Below are 18,872 nucleotides of genomic sequence, written 5' to 3' on the forward strand. Positions count from 1 at the left end.
GCTGGCAAAGGAGGATTAAAATTTATGTCTGAAAACAAAAAGGTCTCGGCGCCCGCCGCCGAACAACAGCAGAAAAACAAGATGGGCCATGCGCCCATGATGAAGCTCATCGTCAGCATGAGTTTGCCGGCCATTTTTTCCATGCTCATCCAGGCGCTGTACAACATCGTCGACAGCATGTATGTGGCCCAGATCGGCGAGAAGGCGCTGACGGCGGTATCGCTGGCTTTCCCGGTGCAGCAGCTGCTCATCGCCGTGGGTGTAGGTACCGGCGTGGGCCTCAACTCGCTGATCTCGCGCCGGCTGGGCGAGAAGCGCTTTGACGAGGCCGACAAGGCCGCCAGCCACGGCATGTTTCTGGGGCTGGCCAGCGGTATCGTGTTCGCCATTTTGGGGGCGCTGTTCATAAAGCCCTTTTTTGGGGCTTTTACCGGCGACGCCGAGGTTATTAAGATGGGTTGCGACTACGGGTACGTGGTGACCATCCTGTCGTTTGGCTCTTTCGTGCAGATCAGCTGCGAGAAGATACTGCAGGCTACCGGCAACATGATCTGGCCCATGATGTTCCAGCTCACCGGCGCCATCACCAATATCATCCTAGACCCCATCTTCATCTTCGGCTGGTTCGGCATGCCCAAAATGGGCGTGCTGGGGGCGGCGATCGCCACCGTGGCCGGCCAGATACTGGGCATGCTGCTGGGCATCTTCGTGCTGTTTAAAAAGGAGCACGAAGTGAAGGTGCACTTTAAGGGCTTTCGACCCGACGGCAAGATCCTCAAAGACATCTACCGGGTGGGCTTTCCCTCCATCATCATGCAGTCTATCGGCTCGTTTATGACCATGGGCCTCAACGCCATCCTCATCGGCTTCTCGCAGGCGGCGGTGGCGGTGATGGGCGTGTACAACAAGCTGCAGTCGTTCGTATTCATGCCGGTGTTCGGTCTCACCCAGGGCCTCATGCCCATCATGGGGTACAACTTCGGCGCCAAGAACAAAAAGCGGCTCATCAGCGCCATCAAGATCGGCGAGTGTATCGCCGTGGGCATCATGGTGCTGGGCACGCTGCTGTTTAACCTCTTCCCCCGGCAGCTGCTGCAGATGTTCAACGCCTCGGCAGATATGATGTCTACCGGTATCCCGGCCATGCACATCCTCAGCGCCTGTTTTATCACCGCCGCGGTGAGCATCGTGTTCTCTACCTCGTTTCAGGCCACCGGCCACGGCACGGCCAGCCTGTTCACCTCCATCCTGCGGCAGCTGGTGGTGATCCTGCCGGTCGCCTTCCTGCTCAGCCGCACCGGTCTGGGCGCCACCGGCGTGTGGCTGGCGTTCCCCATCGCCGAGCTGGTGTGTATCGTCTTCTCGGTGGGGCTGTTCCGCCGCATCTACGACCAGGAGATCCGCTACCTGGGGGATGTGGACTAGCCTGCCATCGGCGCGCTGTCTGTCAGCTGCGATCAACCGGTCATCTAGTCGTGTGATCGTGATATAGAGAAGAGAGCCGGCCGAACGCTATAGGTGTTCGGCCGGCTCTCTTTATATTTTGGCGGGGCGACAGGCGCATGACAGCGGTTAACGCGCACACCCGTCAATAATAAAAGCGGTATATCAGCGAGAAACAGCGCGTGGGCGCTCGGCCGGGGGCAGCACCAACAGCCCGCCTCGGTAGCACAGCCGCCCCTCGGCCACCAGCTCTTTTATAGTGCGGTTGAGGCTGCGCAGGCTGGTGCCCAACTGTTCGGCCAGCAGCTGCTTTTCAAAGCGCAGCACCCCGTCGGCCCCGCACTGCTCCTGCACCAGGCAGTACAGCCGGTCCCGCAGCGGCAGGGTCACCTGGGTCACTGCATTCTCGGTGAAGTAGCCCAGTTTTTGCGCCAAGCTGCCCACCAGATATTTGGCGAACTCAAAGTCCAGCTGCATCCACGAAAAAAAGGTATCGCGGTCCATGACCAGCAGCTCGCAGTCGCCCAGCGCGGTGATATCGCACAGGGCCGGCGTGTCGTCCACCACCTCCGCCTCCCCAATCAGGTCCCAGGGGCGGTAGATGGTGACCGCCATCAGCGAGCCGGAGGGCCCCACTGCCGACACCTTGCACATGCCCTGCAGCAGCACGTATACCGGGCCGCCAGTCTGGCCCATGTGCACCAACTTTTTGCCGTGGCGCAGCCGGATGCGGGTAAACTTCTCCTGTACGCTGGCCGGGGCGCCGGCGAGCAGCGCCTCCATCGATCTTCGCGCCAATTTGTCACCCCCTGATATGTGCGGGCCGGACCGCTGCCCGGTCTTGTGCTGCGCCTGTCGCTGCTGCGCAGATGTACTTTACCGCTTTAAGAGCGGCGGCCGCATGCGGTCCCTGGTCTTCTAAAAAAATGGTAGCACAGCCCACCCAAAAAAGCAACCGGACGGCGCGCCGTAAAAGTTGGGGACATCCGTCCTACCGGCGCCGGCAAAAAGGCTGGTATGATAGAGACAACGACCGGCGCCGGGGCATCCCCGGCGCGCCCAGACATAAGGAGGCAGAAAAGTGGCAAAGTACATTATCGACACCGATACCGCCAGCGACGACGCCGTAGCGCTGGCCATGGCCCTGAAAGACCCCAGCTGCAAGGTGGCCGCCATTACCGTGGTGGCCGGCAACGTGCCGCTGCAAACGGCGGTGCGCAACGCGCTGATCACCCTGGATATGGTGGGCGGCGACGACCTGCCGCCGGTGTACGTGGGCGCCGAAAAACCGCTCATCGGCCAGCGGCTCGACGCCTCGCACATCCACGGCCAAGACGGCCTGGGCGATATCGGATACCCCGACCCGGTGCACCAGCCCGAAAAAGAAGGTGCGGTACAGGCCATGTTGCGCATCATCGATACCTGCGACGAGGATATCGAGCTCATCACCCTGGGGCCGCTGACCAACGTGGCCATCGCCATCACCCTGGAGCCGGCCATCATGAAAAAGCTGCGCCGCATCACCGTGATGGGCGGCAGCCAGCTGGGTTACGGCAGCCCCCGCGGTGTGTCGGAGTTTAACATCCTCTCCGACCCGGAGGCGGCGCAGATCGTCTGCCGCTTTGGCGTGCCCATCACCATGGTGCCGCTGGAGGTGTGTAAGCGCGCCGCCAGCCCCGATGACGACTGCCGCCTGAGCGCCGCCGAAATGGCCGCCATCAAAGATATCGGCACCGACCTGGCGCGCTTTTGCATCGACTGCAACAAAACGCTTATCGACTACAACAAAAAAGCCTATAAAAACGAGGTCCTGGGCCTGGCCGACCCCACCGCCGTGGCCGCTGCCCTGCGCCCGGGCCTTATAAAAGAGAGCTTTGCCTGCAACATCCAGGTGGATACTTCCGGCAGCCACACCCACGGCCAGACCAACGCGACCCGCTTAAAAAAGACCATTATGGAGGGCATGGCCGAGCACCTGACCCACACGGTGGTCAAGACCATGGACGGGCCGGGCTTTAAGACCTACCTCTACGACATGCTCAAACGGTAAGGCCGCATAGCCGGCAGAGACTTTGCAGAAAGGCTGAGTGCAATGAGAAGATTTATCATCGATACCGATACAGCCAGCGACGACGCTGTCGCGCTGGTCATGGCGCTGCGCGCCCAGAATATCCACGTGGAGGCCATCACCTGCGTGCACGGCAACGTGCCGCTGCAGGTGGCCTCCCGCAACGCCCGCATCTCGGTGCAAAAGGCGGCCACCTACCAGCCGCCGGTCTATCAGGGCCTGGCGATACCGCTGCTGCGGGTGCTGGAGCACCGGGCGGAGAGCGCCCACGGCGCCGACGGTCTGGGCAACATGAACTACCCCGAGCCGAATGTGCCGCTGGCCGACGGCAATGCGGTGCAGAAGATCGTGGACATCGTGGCCGCCGACGACAGCGGCGAGCTGGAGCTGTGCGCCATCGGCCCCATGACCAACATCGCCGCCGCCATCCTGCTGGCGCCCCAGGTGATGAAAAAGGTGAAAAACCTCACGGTGATGGGCGGCCAGTGGCGGATGATCGACGCCTTTACCCCCAACGCCGAGTTCAATATCGCCCTCGACGCCGAGGCGGTGAAGATCGTGCTGGAGAGCGGCATGCACACCACCTTCGTGCCCATCGATGTGTGCTACGGCCACACCGAGATCGACGCCGCCGACCGGGCGGTGCTGCGCAGCTACCACACCGAGGTGGGGGACTTCTTTATCGACTCCAACCGCTGCCTGCTGGAGATGAACCGTAACGCCTACGGCAAAGATATCATCTCCATGCCCGACCCCACCGCCATCGCGGTGCTCATCGACCCCTCCATCATCACCGGCTCTTTCGAGGCACGGGCCGATATCGAGCTGCGCAGCCCCGACGGCTACGGCCAGCTGCTCTACGACCTGGAGGCGGATGACAAAAACTGCACCGTCATCACCGAGATCGACGCGGCGAAGTTCAAAGACCTGGTATTCGCCACCGCCAAGTACTAGTGTTTCGCCCGGCGGCACCGACCGCCGTTTACATCCCTCGTCTTATGCGCCTGTGCGCAAAAAGAGACCGGCCCCCACTGTGGGGGCCGGTCCCTTTTTTAGCTGTCGCCCGGGTCTTGCTGCTGTCAGCGGGTAAATTAGCGACGGCGGCGCTTGCCGGCGGTGATGCCGACAGCCACCAGCGATACGGTGGCCAGCGCCAGCAGCGGCAGCGTGTGCTCGCCGGTATCAGCCGCCTCGTCTGTCGGCGTCTGCCCGGCCGGCGGCTGAGTATCGTCTTTGTCGGGCTGCTCAGGGGCCGGGTCTTTTTCGTCGGGCTTTTGGTCTGGCTGCTCGGGCTCGGTGGCCGGGGCGGTGACCACAACGGCACAGCTGGCCGAGAGCTCGCCCACGGTGGCGGTAATGGTGGTCTCACCGGTACCGGTGGCGGTGATCAGACCGTCTTTTACCGTGGCGACCTGCTCGTTCGAGCTCGACCAGCAGAGCGGCAGCGTGGTGTTCGCGGGCTCTACCACAGCGCCGAGCCGGGCGGTGGCGCCCATCTCTAATTTCAGTTCGGTCAGGTCCAGCTTTACCTCCAGCGCCCGGATCTCTACGATCTGGGGCTCATCGCTGGTGGCGGTAAATTTGTAGGTGATGTTGTCCTCCACCACCGTGATGGCCGCCTCGTCGCCGGCGGCATAGGTGTTGTCCACTCCTTTTAGCACCACATCGTCAGCGGCTACCTGGGCGCCGCCCAGCGCGTACACGCCCACGCTGCCGTGCGACCACTCGTTGTCGGCCTCATAAACGAGCTCCGAGATGGCTGTATTTTGTATCTGGGCACTGCCTTGGCGCACCACGATGCCGTTTTGGGCGATGATGCCCTGCTTGCCGGCCCCGCGGATCTCGCAGCCGGATACCGTGAGATGGCCGCTGGTGTTTACGTCGATAGCCTGTTTTTGGAAGTCGGTGATGGCGGTATCCAGCACCGTCACGTCGCCGCTGCCCGCGGCCAATATGGCTTTGCCGCACTGTACGCCGCAGATCTTTTGGCCGTCTCCCTCACAGCGGATATCGGTGATAGCCACATCCTCGATGTGCAGATCGCCGCGGCCATACACCCCGTCGATGCCGCCGTGTTGGGCTGCGGGTCCGGTCACCGTCAGGTGGCACAGGGTCAGGTCACCGGCGCCGTACACCACCGGGTTGACGGTGCTGCTGCCGTAATTCTGGGGATTTCTGGCCTGCTCGTCAAAGAGCAGGATGGTCCCATTGCGGGAGGAGCCCACCACCGTCAGGTCGCCTGCCGCCGACAGGTTGGCGCAGTAGGTGCCGTCAGCCAGTTCCAGGCGGGTGCCGTCGGGCAGGCGGCTGACTACCTGCTGCTGCAGGTCGGCCACGCTGTCATCTACCTTGACGGTAAGACCGCCCCGCACCGCGAAACAGCTGTTTTGCGAGATGGGGCCATAGCCGCTGGCGGCGTACTCGTCGAGGCCGGTAAAATCGACGGTGACCCCGTCGAGGGCGATCGTGCCGCCGGCTACCGTGTCGCTGCGGGCGCTGATCCAGGAATGCAGCGACACGTTCTGCAGCACGGCGCTGCCCACGCTCCGGGCGTCGTTTTGCGGGTTAAAGTAGATCGAGCCGCTGTTGCCATCGCTGGTAGGCAGCAGCTCCAGGTCGCGCAGCGACACGTCTTGCCCCAGTACCTCAATGGCCTTGTTTACCTCCTGCTTGCTGTGCAGGTCGAGCCCCTGCAGGGTGACTCCGTCACCTTCCACCGTAATAAAGTTTTGGGTGGCCCAGGCGCCGTTGGCAGTCTGGTAGCTGCTGGTGAGCACGGTATCGCCGCTGCCGGTCACGGTGAGATCGTCGGCGGTGATGGGGAAGTAAAAGCCCCCCTGCCCACCGATCTGAATATCGGCGTACTGCGCCATCAGCTCCTGGCTGAGGTCGTATTCGCCGCTGGCCAGTACCCAGTGCTGGCCGTCTTGCTGCTGGCTGATCGCCTGTGCCAGTTCCTCGGCGGTGCCGATGTACTTGGTGCCGCTGTCGGCGGCGGCCGCGGTGGCGGCGGTACTGCACAGCAGTGCGCCGGCCAACAGCAGAGCCATCGTCTTTTTCATTTTTTCCTCTCCTTCTCTCTTGTGCTGTCTTGTGCTGTCCTGTGCTGTCTTGTGCTGCTTTGTGTTGTCCTGTGTTGTGGGGCCGGGCGACAGCCCCCCACAGCAGAACGGCCTCATCGGCCCAAAAAGACCGATAAGGTGTGATTTTGCGTTCGCCGCAAAAAATAGGCATATACCGCCGTTTTTATGGCAGGTCAGTTTTTTACTGGCCTGCTTTTTCTATTTTCTCCCTTTTTTTAAAAGAACGAAAAAGTACAGTATATGCTTGCAACCATTATAGGCCGCCTTTATGTATAAGTCAATATTTTCCATAAAACCTGTGGCTTTTTGGCCTTTTCGGACGCTCTAAAAAGTGCTCGGTCGCCCGCTCGCTGCCGGTCGCCTTTTCGATTGACTTTTCCGGTAAAAAGAGAAATAATAGAACCAGAGTACACCGCCGCCGGTATCTGCCGGCAGCAGACAGATAGGGAGGGCTTACCGCCGTGCAAACACTGCTCTACATCACCGCCAGCCACCGCCCCGACGATGTGTCGGTCTCCCGGCGCATCGCCGGGGCTTTCGTACAGATGGTACAGGGTGCCTGCCCCGGCCTGTGTGTGCAGCAGCTGCACCTCGACGGCGCCAAGCTGCCCTATACCAGCCCGGCCATCCTGCAAAACTGGGGCCGTATCGGCAGCGGCGATGCGCTCTCTGATCTGGCGCCGGCCGACCGCGAGAACATCCGCCAGATGGAGCGCTTAACGGCTCAGTTTGCCGCCGCCGACCGGTATGTTTTTGCCGTGCCCCACTACAACCAGCTGGTCCCCTACGAGCTGGTGCAGTACTTCACCGCCGTGGTGCGGGCCGAGACCACCATGCATTTTAATGAGACCGGCTGCCATGGGCTGCTGCGGGGCAAAAAGGCGCTGGCGGTGTATGCCAGCGGCGGCCCCATGGCGGTAGACGGCCAGGCGGTAACGCTGGGGGACCAGTGGCTGCGCATGGTGCTGGCGGCAAACGGCGTCACCGACACCCGGGTGGTGGTGGCTGAAAACGCCGACTTTGTCGGCTACGGTGCCGGGCAGGACCGGCTGGTTGCCCAAAAGATCGAGCAGTGCCGTGCCGAGCTGGAGGATTTTTGCCGCGACTGAGCGCGGGGCGGCGACACACAGCGTATACGCGGCGGGCGGCAGCGCCCGCATCACTATAAAACGACAACGCGGGAGGACAGATCATGACCAGACAACAGATCCTGGCAAAGGTAGACCACACCTTATTAAAACCCGAGGCCACCTGGGCGCAGATAAAGACGCTGTGCGATGAAGCCGTGCAGGAGCACACCGCCTCTATCTGCATTAACCCGGTATATGTAAAGCGGGCGGCCGACTACCTCTGCGGGCGGGTGCCGGTGTGCACCGTCATCGGCTTTCCTCTGGGGGCCACCAGCACCGCCGCCAAGGTGGCCGAGGCCGAACAGGCTCTGGCCGACGGCGCCAGCGAGTTCGATATGGTCATCCACATCGGGGCCCTCAAGGCCGGTGAGTACGAACAGGTAGAGAGTGATATCCGCGCGGTAAAACAGGCGGTAGGGGATAAGGTCCTCAAAGTCATCATCGAGACCTGCCTGCTCACCGATGCCGAGAAAGAGAAGATGTGCGACATCGTCTGTAGCGCCGGGGCCGACTTTATCAAGACCTCTACCGGCTTTTCCACCGGTGGCGCCACCTTCGACGATATCGCCCTGTTCGCCCGCTGTGTAAAGGGCCGCTGCAAGATCAAGGCGGCCGGCGGCATCCGCTCGGTAGCGGATATGGAGAAGTTTATCGAGCTGGGGGCCGACCGGCTGGGCACCAGCTCGGCCATCAAGATCTTTAACCAGCAAGAGAGCGGCGGGGCGTACTAGTGGCGGGCAAAAAGCGCATCGCTGTCCCGGCGCTGCCGCCGGCCGCTGCGGCACTGCGCCGCTCCGGTGCGCTGTGCCCGGTGCGGGCCGACGAGAGCTGTGCCGAACAGATAGCCTGGATGATCGGCGTGTCGTTTGCCGCCCAGGCCAAAGAGCTGGGCCTCGACCGTCAAAGCTGCCCCGACTATGTGGCCTTCGAGACCGCCGCCGATGTGCGGCGCGACCTGGCTGGCGGCACCCGCGCCTACCTGTTTTACCTAGATGGGGTGCCGGTGGCCACCGTGCGCCTGCACATAGGCCCCGACGGCCGCACCGGTTCCATCGATCGGCTGGCGGTGCTGCCCCAGTACCGCGGCCGCGATCTGGGCGCCCGGTGCGTGTATTTTGCCGAGGGGGCACTGCGGGCACTGGGGGCCAAAAAGGTGCGGCTGAGCATCGTGGCCAGCTTTGCCAAGCTAGAGAGCTTTTACCACCGGCTGGGCTACGCCACCAAAGAGGATAAGACCTATCCCGGCCTGCCCTTTACGGTGCGCTATCTGCAAAAAAAGCTGCCCCGTTAAAAAAGGAACACGCCTACTGCGCCCCCCGGGACCGGATACTGCCCGGCCCGGGGGCTGCTGTGTGCCTATTTACAGCGCAGTAGGCACAATAGCCGTAGTGGCATCAATATCACAACAGCACAACAGCAAACGAGAGAAAGAGGAGGGCTGCCCGATGAACGCCGAGGGCAAGATGCGGGTACTGGTGGCTGACGACAGCCCCGAGATCTGCGATATCGTCGAGATACTGCTGCTGGGCGAGGGCTGCGAGGTGCTCAAGGCCGCCGATGGCCTGCAGGCCCTGCAGCTGGCCGACGACACCGTAGATCTGTACATTTTAGATGTGGTCATGCCGGGGCTCACCGGCATCCAGGTGTGTACCCACCTGCGGCAAAAGACCACCGCCCCCATCCTGTTTTTGACCGCCAAGACCCAGGAACAGGACAAGACCATGGGCTTTTCGGCCGGCGGTGACGACTACCTGGCCAAACCCTTTTCGTACGGCGAACTCATCAGCAGGGTAAAGAGTCTGCTGCGCCGCTACTACGTGTATAAAGGCAAAGAGGAGAGCCGCCGCCACCTGTTTACCGCCGGCGACCTAACGGTGGATACCGACTGCCACCAGGTGATGGTGGACGGCCGCCGGGTAGAGCTCACCGAGATCGAGTTTAAAATGCTGCTGCTGATGGTGCAGAACCGGGGGCGAGTGTACTCGGCCCAAACGCTGTACGAGCAGATCTGGGGCGAACCCTATTTTTACACCGCCAACAACACGGTGATGGTGCACATCCGCAACCTGCGCAAAAAGCTGGAGCGCGACCCCCAGTCGCCCCAGTACATCCAGACGGCGTGGGGAAAAGGTTACTACGTTGGCTGAGCGCCGGCGTGCGCGCCGCCGCAACCGCACCAAGCTGGAAGTCACCGCCATCGGCGCGCTGGTGGTGTCGCTGCTGCTGGCCGCCGCCATCGGCTTTGCCGTCTACTTTGCGCTGCACCTCATCCCCGACAGCCCCCGCGGCGACAGCGCCGGCAAGCGCGAGGAACTGGTGTACCTGATGAAAGACCTGCAGGAGTACGTGACCGACGAGGGGCTGACCTCCCAGAGCAAGCAGGCCATCGTCCGCTGGAACCGGCAGAACTGGTACGTGTTCATGCGCATCTATAAGGGCGGCGAGGTGGTGTACGACAGTCTCAGCTTTCAAAACGATCTCACCGGCACCGAGCACGCCTCCCAGCCGCTGCTGCCCTATCAGCACGTGTACGACCTGCAGTTTGCCGACGGCAGCGCCAAGGTGGTGGTGACCGCCTTTTTCCGCACCCGGTACGAGGTGTTGCTGCGCTCGGGCTGCTATGCGCTGGTGTTCTTTTTGTTTTTGGTGTTCTTCACCAGCTGGTTCAAAAAGAAGATCCGCTACCTGGGGCGCATCGAGCAGGGCATCGGCATTATGGAGAGCGGCTCGCTGGAGTACCGCATTCCGGTACAGGGGCGCGACGAGCTGGCCTCGCTGGCCCACAGCATCAACGATATGGCGCAGGCGGTGCGCGAGCGCGGCGAGCAGCAGGCGGCGCTGGAGCGCGAGAACCGCGAGATCATCGCCTCGGTGTCCCACGATATCCGCACCCCGCTGACCTCGGTCATCTTCTATTTGGATTACATCGCCGACGGCCGCTGTAAAGATACCGCCGAGCTGCGGCAGTTTGCCAGCCGGGCCTCAGGCCAGGCCCACCGCCTCAAAGATATGACCGACGACCTGTTCGAGCACACGCTGGTGCAAAACGAGAATATCCCGTTTCGCTTTCAGCTGCTGGACGGCCAGCTCATCGAGCAGTGTGTGCAGGAGTGTCTGTGCGCGCTGGGCGACCGGGGCTTTACGGTACAGCTGCAAGACGAGACCGACCGGGCCTATACGCTGTGGGCCGACCCGGGCCGGGTGCGGCGGGTGTTTGACAATCTGGCCCAGAACATCGTCAAGTACGCCGATGAGACCCAGCCCATCACCGTGCAGGTGCTGCTGGACCGGCGGCGGGTGGCGGTGCGCCAGCGCAATGCGATAAAGCCCGGCAGCGATACCGGCGGCACCGGCCTGGGCCTGCGCACCTGCCGCCGTATCCTGCAGCGCCACGGCGGCAAGCTGCTGTACAGCCAAGAAAACGGCTGCTTTTCGGCACTGGCCGTGCTGCCGGTAGACCGAAGCACTCCGCCTAAAGGGGCGGGCAGCGTATTTTTGCCAGAGCGCACATGATCGCCACCGCCCGCAGCGGCTAAAAGCACAGCGCCCCCTGACATCTGTCAGGGGGCGCTGTGCTTTTAGGAGAGATAGAGAGCTCGGCGCCCCGCCGCCGGGGAACCGGGGCGCGCCGAGCGCAGGCGGTCAGCTACTGCGGGGCGGCGCGGTCTGCCAACCGGCAAAACAGCCGCACCTGTTCCAGGTCTTTGGCGCGGTCGCCGTCGGGGCGGGGGCAGTTGGTCTTGGTCATCGAATCCACCCCCCAGGGGCGCACCTTGCGAATAGCCTGCTGCACGTTGTCGCAGCCCAGCCCGCCGGCCAATACCACCGGCACGCCGCAGGAGTTGACGATCTGCCGGCTGATGTTCCAGTCGTGGGTACGGCCCGAGGCGCCAATTCCCTTATCAGAGCTACTGCCGGTATCGAGGATGAGGTAGTCGACAAAGAGGCCAAATGTCTTGGCCTGCTCGATGGCGGTGGTGTCGACCACCTGCACGGCCTGCATGATCTTCATAAAGGGCAGCTCCCGCTTGCAGGTGGCCACCAGCTCGCGGTCGGCGCAAAATCTGTCGCCGCTGATGTGCAGGATATCCGGTCTTAAAAGGCGCGCTTTTTCCAAAATGACCTGCGGGTCGTTTTCCAGGGCGATGACGACTACTTTACAGCGGTCTTTGACGCCGGCGATGATCTGCTGTGCGCGCGCATAGCTGATCTCGCCTACCGAGCCCCGGGGGCGTGCGACCGGGTTGAGGCCCAGCACGGTGACCCCGGCTTCGATACAGGCGTTGGCCTCTGGCAGCGACACGATGGGGTAGATCTGTTTGATCATGATTGTCCTCCCTGAAATTCTAAGATCTTCTCGGCGCAGAGAGCCGGGTTGATGGCGCTGTCACACTGCAGCGTCAGCGCGGCGGCGCTCTGCGCATAGGCCACGGTATGCGTCAGCGAGAACTGGTTGAGCGCCCCGTAGATGATAGCGGCGCTAAAGGCGTCGCCGGCGCCGTCGGTGCTGGCGATATGTGCTACGCTGGGGGCGGGCATGCGCACCTTCTGCCCCTTTTGGTTCTGGGCGTAGGCGCCGCGCTCGCCCAGCGTGATGAACACCTGCTGTACCCCGTGCTCCAGCACCCAGCGGGCGCTCTTTTCCAGGTCTTTCTCGCCGCGCAGTTCAATGCCGGTCAGCGCCTGTATCTCAAACTCGTTGGCCTTTAGGGTGTGCAGCCGCCCCAGCAGCGGCTGCACCTTGGGCACGTACTCAGAGGACACCACGTCCACAAAACAGGGCACGCCCTCGATGTGCAGCAGGTAGTCGAGGCTCTCCTTTGGCAGACAAGGTGAGAGCACCAAAAAACGGGCTCCCTCGATCACCGGCCGCTTAGACTGAAAATACGCGCGGGTGAGCAGCTGCGACAGGTGCATATCGGTCACTCCCAGGGCCAGATCTCCGTTTGGCTGGTGCAGCGAGATGTAGGTGCAGCTGGCCGCGCCTTTTACCACCTGCACGTGGTCCATGTCGATGCCCGCCTGCCGGCTGGCCTTGATGAGAAAGCGGCCGTTGCCGTCGCTGCCCACGTTGGTGAGCATCTTGGTGTTGATCCCCTGCCGGGACAGGTTCTCGCAGATGTTGCGGGCCACGCCGCCGGCACTCATCTTGACCACTGCGTTGGGGTTTTTGTTGTGCATGGCCAGCGGCGCCGAGGCAAAGGCGGATACATCCACGTTAGAGGTGCCGGCGCAGACCACATAGTCGCGGTTAAAGATGTAGCCGCGGCCGGCGATATACCCCTTGCTCTGCAGGTTGCTGATATGCGCCGAGATGGTAGAGCGGGCCACGCAAAAAGCCTGGGCGATCTCGTCCTGGGTGGCCATAGGATGTGCTTTTAAATAGTTGAGGATCTCAAATTCTCGTTTGGTCATGGTGGTCCCTCCTTATAATAGGCCGGCGTCGGCGGCGATGCGGGCGGCGCGCTGCTGTACCTGCCGCGCCACTGCGGGGTAGTCAAAGGTGCGGATCTGTCGCTCGTACATCAGCCACTTGCCGGCGACCATAGTGCTCTGGACGTTTTTGCCCGACAGGCTGTACAGCAGATGAGCGGTCTCCTGTGCCGCGGTGGCGTGGTGGGGCACGGCGTTGGCAAAGGCGTCGTCAAACACCACCAGGTCGGCCTGGTAGCCGGGCATCAGGCGGCCCAGGCAGTGCGCCATGCCAATAATGTCCGCCGCCTCGGCGGTGAGCATGGCAAGCCCCTGCTCGGCGGGCATCAGCGCGGCATCCCGGTGCATCGTCTTTTGCAGCAGCAGGCCGATCTTTGCGTCTTGCAGCAGGTCTAGTGCGTTGTTGCTCTCGGCCCCGTCGGTGCCGAAAGCGGTGGGGATACCGGCCTTTATAAAAGGGGCGATGTCGGGGATACCGCTGGCCAGCTTCAGGTTGCTCACCGGGCAAAATACAGCCCCCACCTGGTGCTTGGCAAAGATGTCGATATCCTGTGGGCTCAGGTAGATGTTGTGGGCGGCGATGACCCGGTTTTCAAACAGCCCGGTCTCTTCCAGCAGTTGGGTGCTGGTGGTGCCGTATTTTTCCCGTATGCAGTCGACTTCGCCGCGGGTCTCGCCGATGTGGGTGTGCACCATCACTCCCATCTCGGCGGCCAATGCGGCAATGCGGCGGTAGGTGCGGGGCGACTCGGTGTACGGGGCGTGAGGCCCAAAACAGGGGGTGATCCGCTCGTCATGGCGGTATTTTTCAATAAAATCCACCGCCGTCTGCAGCGTGTCTTTGCTCTCGGGCGAGGGGTGGTCAAACACGGTGGCGCCGATCACCGCCCGCATGCCGCTGCGCTTTACCGCCCGGGCATTGCAGTCGGCGTAATAGTACTGGTCCACGGTGGTGGTGATGCCGTTTTGTATCTGCTCGGCACAGCTCAGCAGGGCAGCGCAGTAGGCGTCCTCCCCGGTCATATGGGCCTGGGCCGGCCACATCGCCTGCTGCAGCCAGTCCATAAGCGGCAGATCGCTGCCCAGATCGCGGTAGAGCACACTGGGCAGGTGGTGGTGGCAGTTGATGAGCCCCGGTGCCACCAGTTTCCCGCGCAGCGAGATCTGCTCGCCTTCTGCCGGACAGATCTCCGCCGGGCCGATCTTTTTGATGATGCCGTCCTTTATGACGATGTTGGCCGCCGGGTAGTAGGGGCACTGCTCGTCGCCGGTGATGACGCGGCAGCCGCTGAGCGTATAGGTCATGGGGAATACCTCCTTTTGAGTAAAGCATAAGGGAGGCGGCCAGAGATTACAATAAAAAGGCCTGAAAATAGTCATTTGACTATTTTCAGGCCTTTTTATTTGCTATGGTGGGATGTGATGCCGGCCAAAACCCAACAAAATGTCGGCCCCCAAAAGCGTCGCCGCCGGGTACCCGCCGCCCATACGGATGCGCTGCTTTATCTGTTTTGGCGGGCCATGTTTTCGTTCTGCGGCGCGCAAACAAAAGACGCCCCACGTCCATAAGATATGCGCTCCTCCAGTGAAGTGGAGTGCAAAGTATATAGAACAGACGACCCAGGCAAAAAAGCGGTGCTTTTGGCGACAGAGTCGGCAAAAGAGGCGGCCGAGCTTGGGCCGCCAGCATTTTTGCACTTTTGGTGCAACCAGGCGGGGAGCGGTATCCCGCTATACACACAAGCCCTATCTGACCTCTCGCGCCACCTGAGCGGAGCAGACAGCAATAGTTGGTGGCAAAAAAGCGGTGCTTTTGGCGACAGAGTCGGCAAAAGAGGCGGCCGGGCTTGGGCCGCCAGCGTTTTTGCACTTTTGGCGCAACCGGGCGGGGAGCGGTATCCCGCCAGATACACAAGCCCTATTTGACCTCTCGCGCCACCTGAGCGGAGCAGACAGCAATAGTTGGTGGCAAAAAAGCGGTGCTTTTGGCGACAGAGTCGGCAAAAGAGGCGGCCGAGCTTGGGCAGCCAACGTTTTTGCGCTTTTAGCGCAACCAGGCGGGGAGCGGTATCTCATTAAATACACAAGCCCTATTTGACCTCTCTCGCTCCCTGAGCGTAGCAGACAGCAATAGTTGGTGGCAAAAAAGCGGTGCTTTTGGCGACAGAGTCGGCAAAAGAGGCGGCCGGGCTTGGGCCGCCAGCATTTTTGCGCTTTTGGCGCAACCAGGCGGGGAGCGGTATCTCATTAAATACACAAGCCCTATTTGACCTCTCTCGCCCCCTGAGCGTAGCAGACAGCAATAGTTGGTGGCAAAAAAGCGGTGCTTTTGGCGACAGAGTCGGCAAAAGAGGCGGCCGAGCTTGGGCCGCCAGCGTTTTTGCGCTTTTGGCGCAACCAGGCGGGGAGCGGTATCCCGCCAGATACACAAGCCCTATTTGACCTCTCGCGCCAAAAGCCGTTCAAGAATTTTGCAGTGAAATAATTAAGAATTCTTCAGATTTGATTAAGCCGGATTTTAGATTTGGGGCCTATACTAAAGACAGTCAAAAGAGAGTGGGCGTCTGGCACGCGCCCCAGCGATAATTTGGAAGTTTTGAAAAAGAGGAGGCGGGCGCTGTGAATGTACTGGTACTCACTGGCCGGTTCGGCATGGGTCATTTTTCAGCGGCAAAAACACTGGCAGAGGAGATATGCGCGCAGTTTGACGACGTAAACGTCACCGTGCAGGATATCTTCGACTACACCATCGGCACAGCTGCCGACAAGCTGTACAGCGCCTATGCGCTGCTGGCCGACAAAGGCGCGCCCATCTATAACCTCTACTATAAATTGGGCGAAAATCAGCGCGGTGCGGTGCGGCCGCCGTTTTACCACTATTTCGCCGCCAAGCTGGTGCAGCTGATGGACGCCGCCCAGCCCGACCTGATCGTCTCCACGCTGCCGTTTTGCTCGCAGCTGGTCAGCCGCTACAAAGAGCGGGAGCACAGCGATATTCCCCTCATCACCTGCATCACCGACGTGAGCTCGCACCGGGAGTGGATCAACCCCCACACCAACGTGTACCTGGTGGCCTGTGACTCTATCCGCCAAAGCCTGATCGAAAAAGGGGTGTCGCCCGAGCGCATCCTCATCAGCGGAATTCCGGTCAAGGAGCAGTTCCACTCGGCGCTGCGGGCCCCCCGTACCGGCAAGCGGCTGCTCATCATGGGCGGTGGCCTGGGCCTGCTGCCCAAGTCGCGCAGCTTTTACCAGGGCCTAAACGACCTCAAGGGGGTCACCACCACCATCATCACCGGCAACAACCACGAGCTGTACCAAAAGCTGCACGGCAAGTACCCCCATATCGAGGTGGTGGGCTACACCGACCAGGTGTACCGCTACATGCAGCAGGCCGATGTGGTCATCTCCAAGCCCGGCGGGATCACCCTGTTCGAGACGGTATTCTCCGAGCTGCCCATTCTGGTGTTCGCCCCGTTTTTGCAGCAGGAGGTAAAAAACGCCGGCTTTATCCAAAAGCAGCAGATCGGGCTGGTACTGCCCAAAAAACCCCAGCGCTGCGTGGCCGAGATCGGCCGCATCATGAGCGATGAGCGGCAGCTGCGCACCCTGCGTCAAAATGTGCGGCGGCTCAAACAGTCGGTAGACCCGCAGGCCATCGTCAAAACGGTGTCCCAGTACCGCACCGGCACCTACCGCCCCGGCCAGCCGGCAGCTGTCAGCTACCCGGCAGCGGCCCAGTGGGTGGCCCAGTAAAACAGCAACAACAGCACCCCAACTTTTTACTTTTATAGATCGCGCCGCACCGGCGGCCCCGCCCGGGCACAGACAGGAGAGAGACGACGACTATGGCAAAACACAGCTTATTGCTCACCGCACTGGGTGTCACCGCGGCCTGCGCCGCCGGCTACACGGTAGTGCCCACCATTTATAACAAGCGCATCCGCCGCGACATGGTGCGCACCATCCCCCAGCAAAACGCCGTCATGCTCACCTTTGACGACGGGCCCGACCCCCGCTACACCCCGGCGCTCTTAGACCTGCTCAAAAAAGAGGAGGTCCACGCCACCTTTTTCGTGGTGGCCGACAACGCCCGTGAAAACCCCGCGATCATAAAGCGCATGCAGGCAGAGGGCCACACCGTGGCGCTGCATGCGCTCTCGCACCGCTGCGCCTGGCTGAGCAGCGGCCGCTACACCCAGTACGAGTTCGCGCAGAGCGTGCAGATACTGGCCTCTATGGGGGTAACGCCCCGCTACTACCGGCCGCCGTGGGGCTACACCAACCCCCACACGCTGCCCACGGCCCGGCGCTACGGCATGCGCCCCATCCTGTGGAGCGTGATGGCTGAGGACTGGAGCGCCCGCTCCACCGCCGACGTCATCACCGACAAGCTGCTGGCGCGGGTCAAAGGCGGCTCGATCATCTGCCTGCACGATGCGGGCGAAAATTCCGGCGGCGCTCCCGGCGCCCCAACGCGCACCATCCAGGCGCTGGCGCGGGTGCTGCCCATCTTAAAGGGGCGGGGCTATCACTTTGTCACCCCGCAGCAGGTGCAGCTATGAGCGCTATCGTCGAGGACAAGAAAAAATATCTGGGCAGCCTTCTGTTTTTGGCCGCTCTGATCGGCGCCACCTTCTACGTGTTTTTAAAGGGCAACGACCTGGGCGCGCTGATGGCGACCGTGCGCGCGGTAAACCCGGTGTGGCTGTTGGCGGCAGTGGCCAGCATGTTCCTCTATATCGCCAGCGAGGCCACCAGCATCAAGATCGTGTTGGGCTCGCTGGGGCGCAAGCTGCCCTTTTTGCGCTGCTACAAATACAGCTTTATCGGCTTTTACTACAGCTCCATCACGCCGTCGGCTTCCGGCGGGCAGCCCATGCAGCTGTACCACATGAAAAAAGACGGCGTCAATCTCTCCCACTCCTCGCTGACCATCCTCATCCTCATCTCGGTGTACCAGGTGGTACAGCTGGGGTACGCGCTCGTCACCTTTTTGCTGCGCCCCCAATTCGTGGGGAAGAACGCCGGCGGCATCTGGGTGCTGCTGCTCTACGGGGTGGTCATCAACGTCATCCTGCTGGGGGTCATCCTCACCGCCGTGTTCTCGCAAAACCTGGCCCGCCGTATGGTGCGCTGGGGGGTGCGGGTACTGCACAAGCTGCACATCTTAAAAGACCCGCAAAAGCTGCTCGACAGTGTCGACGAGCAGATCAGCGAGTACCGCGACGGCGCCAAATATCTGCGCCAAAAACCCGGTATCCTGCTGGGGGTGTTGCTGGCTACCATCTTTCAGCTCAGCTTTACCTATCTGGTGCCCTACTTCGTGTACCGCGCCTTTGGCTTTACCCAGTTCGGCATGGTCGAAGTGTTGGCCATGCAGGCCATTTTGGCGCTGGCGGTGGGCTCGCTGCCGCTGCCCGGTGCGGTGGGCGCTTCCGAGGGCGGATTCATGACCCTGTTTAAGATCTTTTTCCCCACCGCCGCCCTGCTGCCGGCCATGATGCTCAGCCGCGGCATCAGCTTTTACCTCATGCTGCTCATCAGCGGCGGCGTGGCGATCTTTGCCCAGCTGGGCACCATACGCCGGGCAGTGGGCCCGGCGGCCAAACCTTCCTCCAGCCGTGACTGCTGCGGCCACTGACCGCAGTTTCACCTTTCACAATCACCTTATTATATCTCAAGATCCAAGCGCTGCGGGCCCGCACCTGTTCC

Annotated in this window: 16 protein-coding genes; 11 read left to right on the forward strand and 5 right to left on the reverse strand. The window is 61.7% G+C overall.

From position 1 onward, the window contains the following. The first annotated feature begins 24 nt into the window (after positions 1–24). The gene (locus tag H8K20_RS11200) at positions 25–1,425 is read left to right on the forward strand and encodes an MATE family efflux transporter (RefSeq protein WP_105205334.1); all 1,401 of its coding nucleotides are present in this window, start codon (positions 25–27) and stop codon (positions 1,423–1,425) included. Between the two features lie 183 nt (positions 1,426–1,608). On the opposite strand, the gene H8K20_RS11205 is transcribed toward H8K20_RS11200, so the two are convergent. Further along, positions 1,609–2,241: a Crp/Fnr family transcriptional regulator gene (locus tag H8K20_RS11205; RefSeq protein ID WP_129589435.1), complete on the reverse strand. Its 633-nt coding sequence runs from the start codon at positions 2,239–2,241 to the stop codon at positions 1,609–1,611. Between the two features lie 283 nt (positions 2,242–2,524). Here H8K20_RS11205 and H8K20_RS11210 point away from each other — a divergent pair, with 283 nt between their 5' ends. Beyond that, the gene (locus tag H8K20_RS11210) at positions 2,525–3,493 is read left to right on the forward strand and encodes a nucleoside hydrolase (protein WP_186488461.1); all 969 of its coding nucleotides are present in this window, start codon (positions 2,525–2,527) and stop codon (positions 3,491–3,493) included. A gap of 42 nt (positions 3,494–3,535) precedes the next feature. Beyond that, positions 3,536–4,465: a nucleoside hydrolase gene (locus H8K20_RS11215; protein ID WP_186488462.1), complete on the forward strand. Its 930-nt coding sequence runs from the start codon at positions 3,536–3,538 to the stop codon at positions 4,463–4,465. A 137-nt stretch (positions 4,466–4,602) separates the two neighbouring features. Here H8K20_RS11215 and H8K20_RS11220 read toward each other — a convergent pair whose 3' ends face one another. Further along, positions 4,603–6,573 carry an Ig-like domain-containing protein gene (locus H8K20_RS11220; protein WP_186488463.1) on the reverse strand — a complete coding sequence of 657 codons (1,971 nt, stop codon included), beginning with the start codon at positions 6,571–6,573 and terminating at the stop codon, positions 4,603–4,605. 482 nt (positions 6,574–7,055) lie between these two features. On the opposite strand from H8K20_RS11220, the gene H8K20_RS11225 reads away from it, so the two are divergent. From H8K20_RS11225 to H8K20_RS11245, 5 genes are all read left to right on the forward strand, one after another. Further along, positions 7,056–7,703: an NAD(P)H-dependent oxidoreductase gene (locus H8K20_RS11225; protein WP_186488464.1), complete on the forward strand. Its 648-nt coding sequence runs from the start codon at positions 7,056–7,058 to the stop codon at positions 7,701–7,703. Positions 7,704–7,786: 83 nt separating this feature from the next. Next, positions 7,787–8,455 (forward strand): deoxyribose-phosphate aldolase, encoded by a 669-nt coding sequence (gene deoC / locus H8K20_RS11230; RefSeq protein WP_186488465.1) that lies wholly within the window; start codon positions 7,787–7,789, stop codon positions 8,453–8,455. Beyond that, positions 8,455–9,015: a GNAT family N-acetyltransferase gene (locus H8K20_RS11235; RefSeq protein ID WP_186488466.1), complete on the forward strand. Its 561-nt coding sequence runs from the start codon at positions 8,455–8,457 to the stop codon at positions 9,013–9,015. The genes deoC and H8K20_RS11235 overlap by 1 nt, the downstream gene beginning before the upstream one ends. A 154-nt stretch (positions 9,016–9,169) precedes the next feature. After that, positions 9,170–9,871 carry a response regulator transcription factor gene (locus H8K20_RS11240; RefSeq protein WP_186488467.1) on the forward strand — a complete coding sequence of 234 codons (702 nt, stop codon included), beginning with the start codon at positions 9,170–9,172 and terminating at the stop codon, positions 9,869–9,871. Then, entirely contained in the window at positions 9,864–11,237 is a 1,374-nt protein-coding gene (locus H8K20_RS11245; RefSeq protein ID WP_186488468.1) for a sensor histidine kinase, read from the forward strand. Before H8K20_RS11240 ends, H8K20_RS11245 begins: the two co-directional genes overlap by 8 nt. Positions 11,238–11,370: 133 nt before the next feature. On the opposite strand, the gene H8K20_RS11250 is transcribed toward H8K20_RS11245, so the two are convergent. Genes H8K20_RS11250 through H8K20_RS11260 form a run of 3 tightly spaced genes read right to left on the reverse strand, consistent with a single transcriptional unit; the run spans position 11,371 to position 14,462 of the window. Continuing rightward, positions 11,371–12,051: a phosphoribosylanthranilate isomerase gene (locus H8K20_RS11250; protein ID WP_186488469.1), complete on the reverse strand. Its 681-nt coding sequence runs from the start codon at positions 12,049–12,051 to the stop codon at positions 11,371–11,373. Beyond that, positions 12,048–13,139 (reverse strand): carbohydrate kinase, encoded by a 1,092-nt coding sequence (locus H8K20_RS11255; RefSeq protein WP_186488470.1) that lies wholly within the window; start codon positions 13,137–13,139, stop codon positions 12,048–12,050. The genes H8K20_RS11250 and H8K20_RS11255 overlap by 4 nt, the downstream gene beginning before the upstream one ends. A gap of 12 nt (positions 13,140–13,151) precedes the next feature. Further along, the gene (locus H8K20_RS11260) at positions 13,152–14,462 is read right to left on the reverse strand and encodes an amidohydrolase family protein (protein WP_186488471.1); all 1,311 of its coding nucleotides are present in this window, start codon (positions 14,460–14,462) and stop codon (positions 13,152–13,154) included. Between the two features lie 1,314 nt (positions 14,463–15,776). Here H8K20_RS11260 and H8K20_RS11265 point away from each other — a divergent pair. The 3 genes from H8K20_RS11265 to H8K20_RS11275 all read left to right on the forward strand — a co-directional run bounded on the left by H8K20_RS11265 (position 15,777) and on the right by H8K20_RS11275 (position 18,801). Beyond that, a complete protein-coding gene (locus tag H8K20_RS11265) occupies positions 15,777–16,913 on the forward strand; it encodes an MGDG synthase family glycosyltransferase (protein WP_105205321.1) in 1,137 nt (378 codons plus the stop codon). A 92-nt stretch (positions 16,914–17,005) separates the two neighbouring features. Then, entirely contained in the window at positions 17,006–17,722 is a 717-nt protein-coding gene (locus H8K20_RS11270; protein ID WP_186488472.1) for a polysaccharide deacetylase family protein, read from the forward strand. Continuing rightward, on the forward strand, positions 17,719–18,801 hold the full coding sequence (locus H8K20_RS11275) for a lysylphosphatidylglycerol synthase transmembrane domain-containing protein (RefSeq protein ID WP_105205319.1): 1,083 nt from the start codon (positions 17,719–17,721) through the stop codon (positions 18,799–18,801). Before H8K20_RS11270 ends, H8K20_RS11275 begins: the two co-directional genes overlap by 4 nt. Positions 18,802–18,872 lie beyond the last annotated feature (71 nt).

The organism is Neobittarella massiliensis (ex Bilen et al. 2018) (assembly GCF_014269355.1).
GTDB lineage: Bacteria > Bacillota > Clostridia > Oscillospirales > Ruminococcaceae > Neobittarella > Neobittarella massiliensis.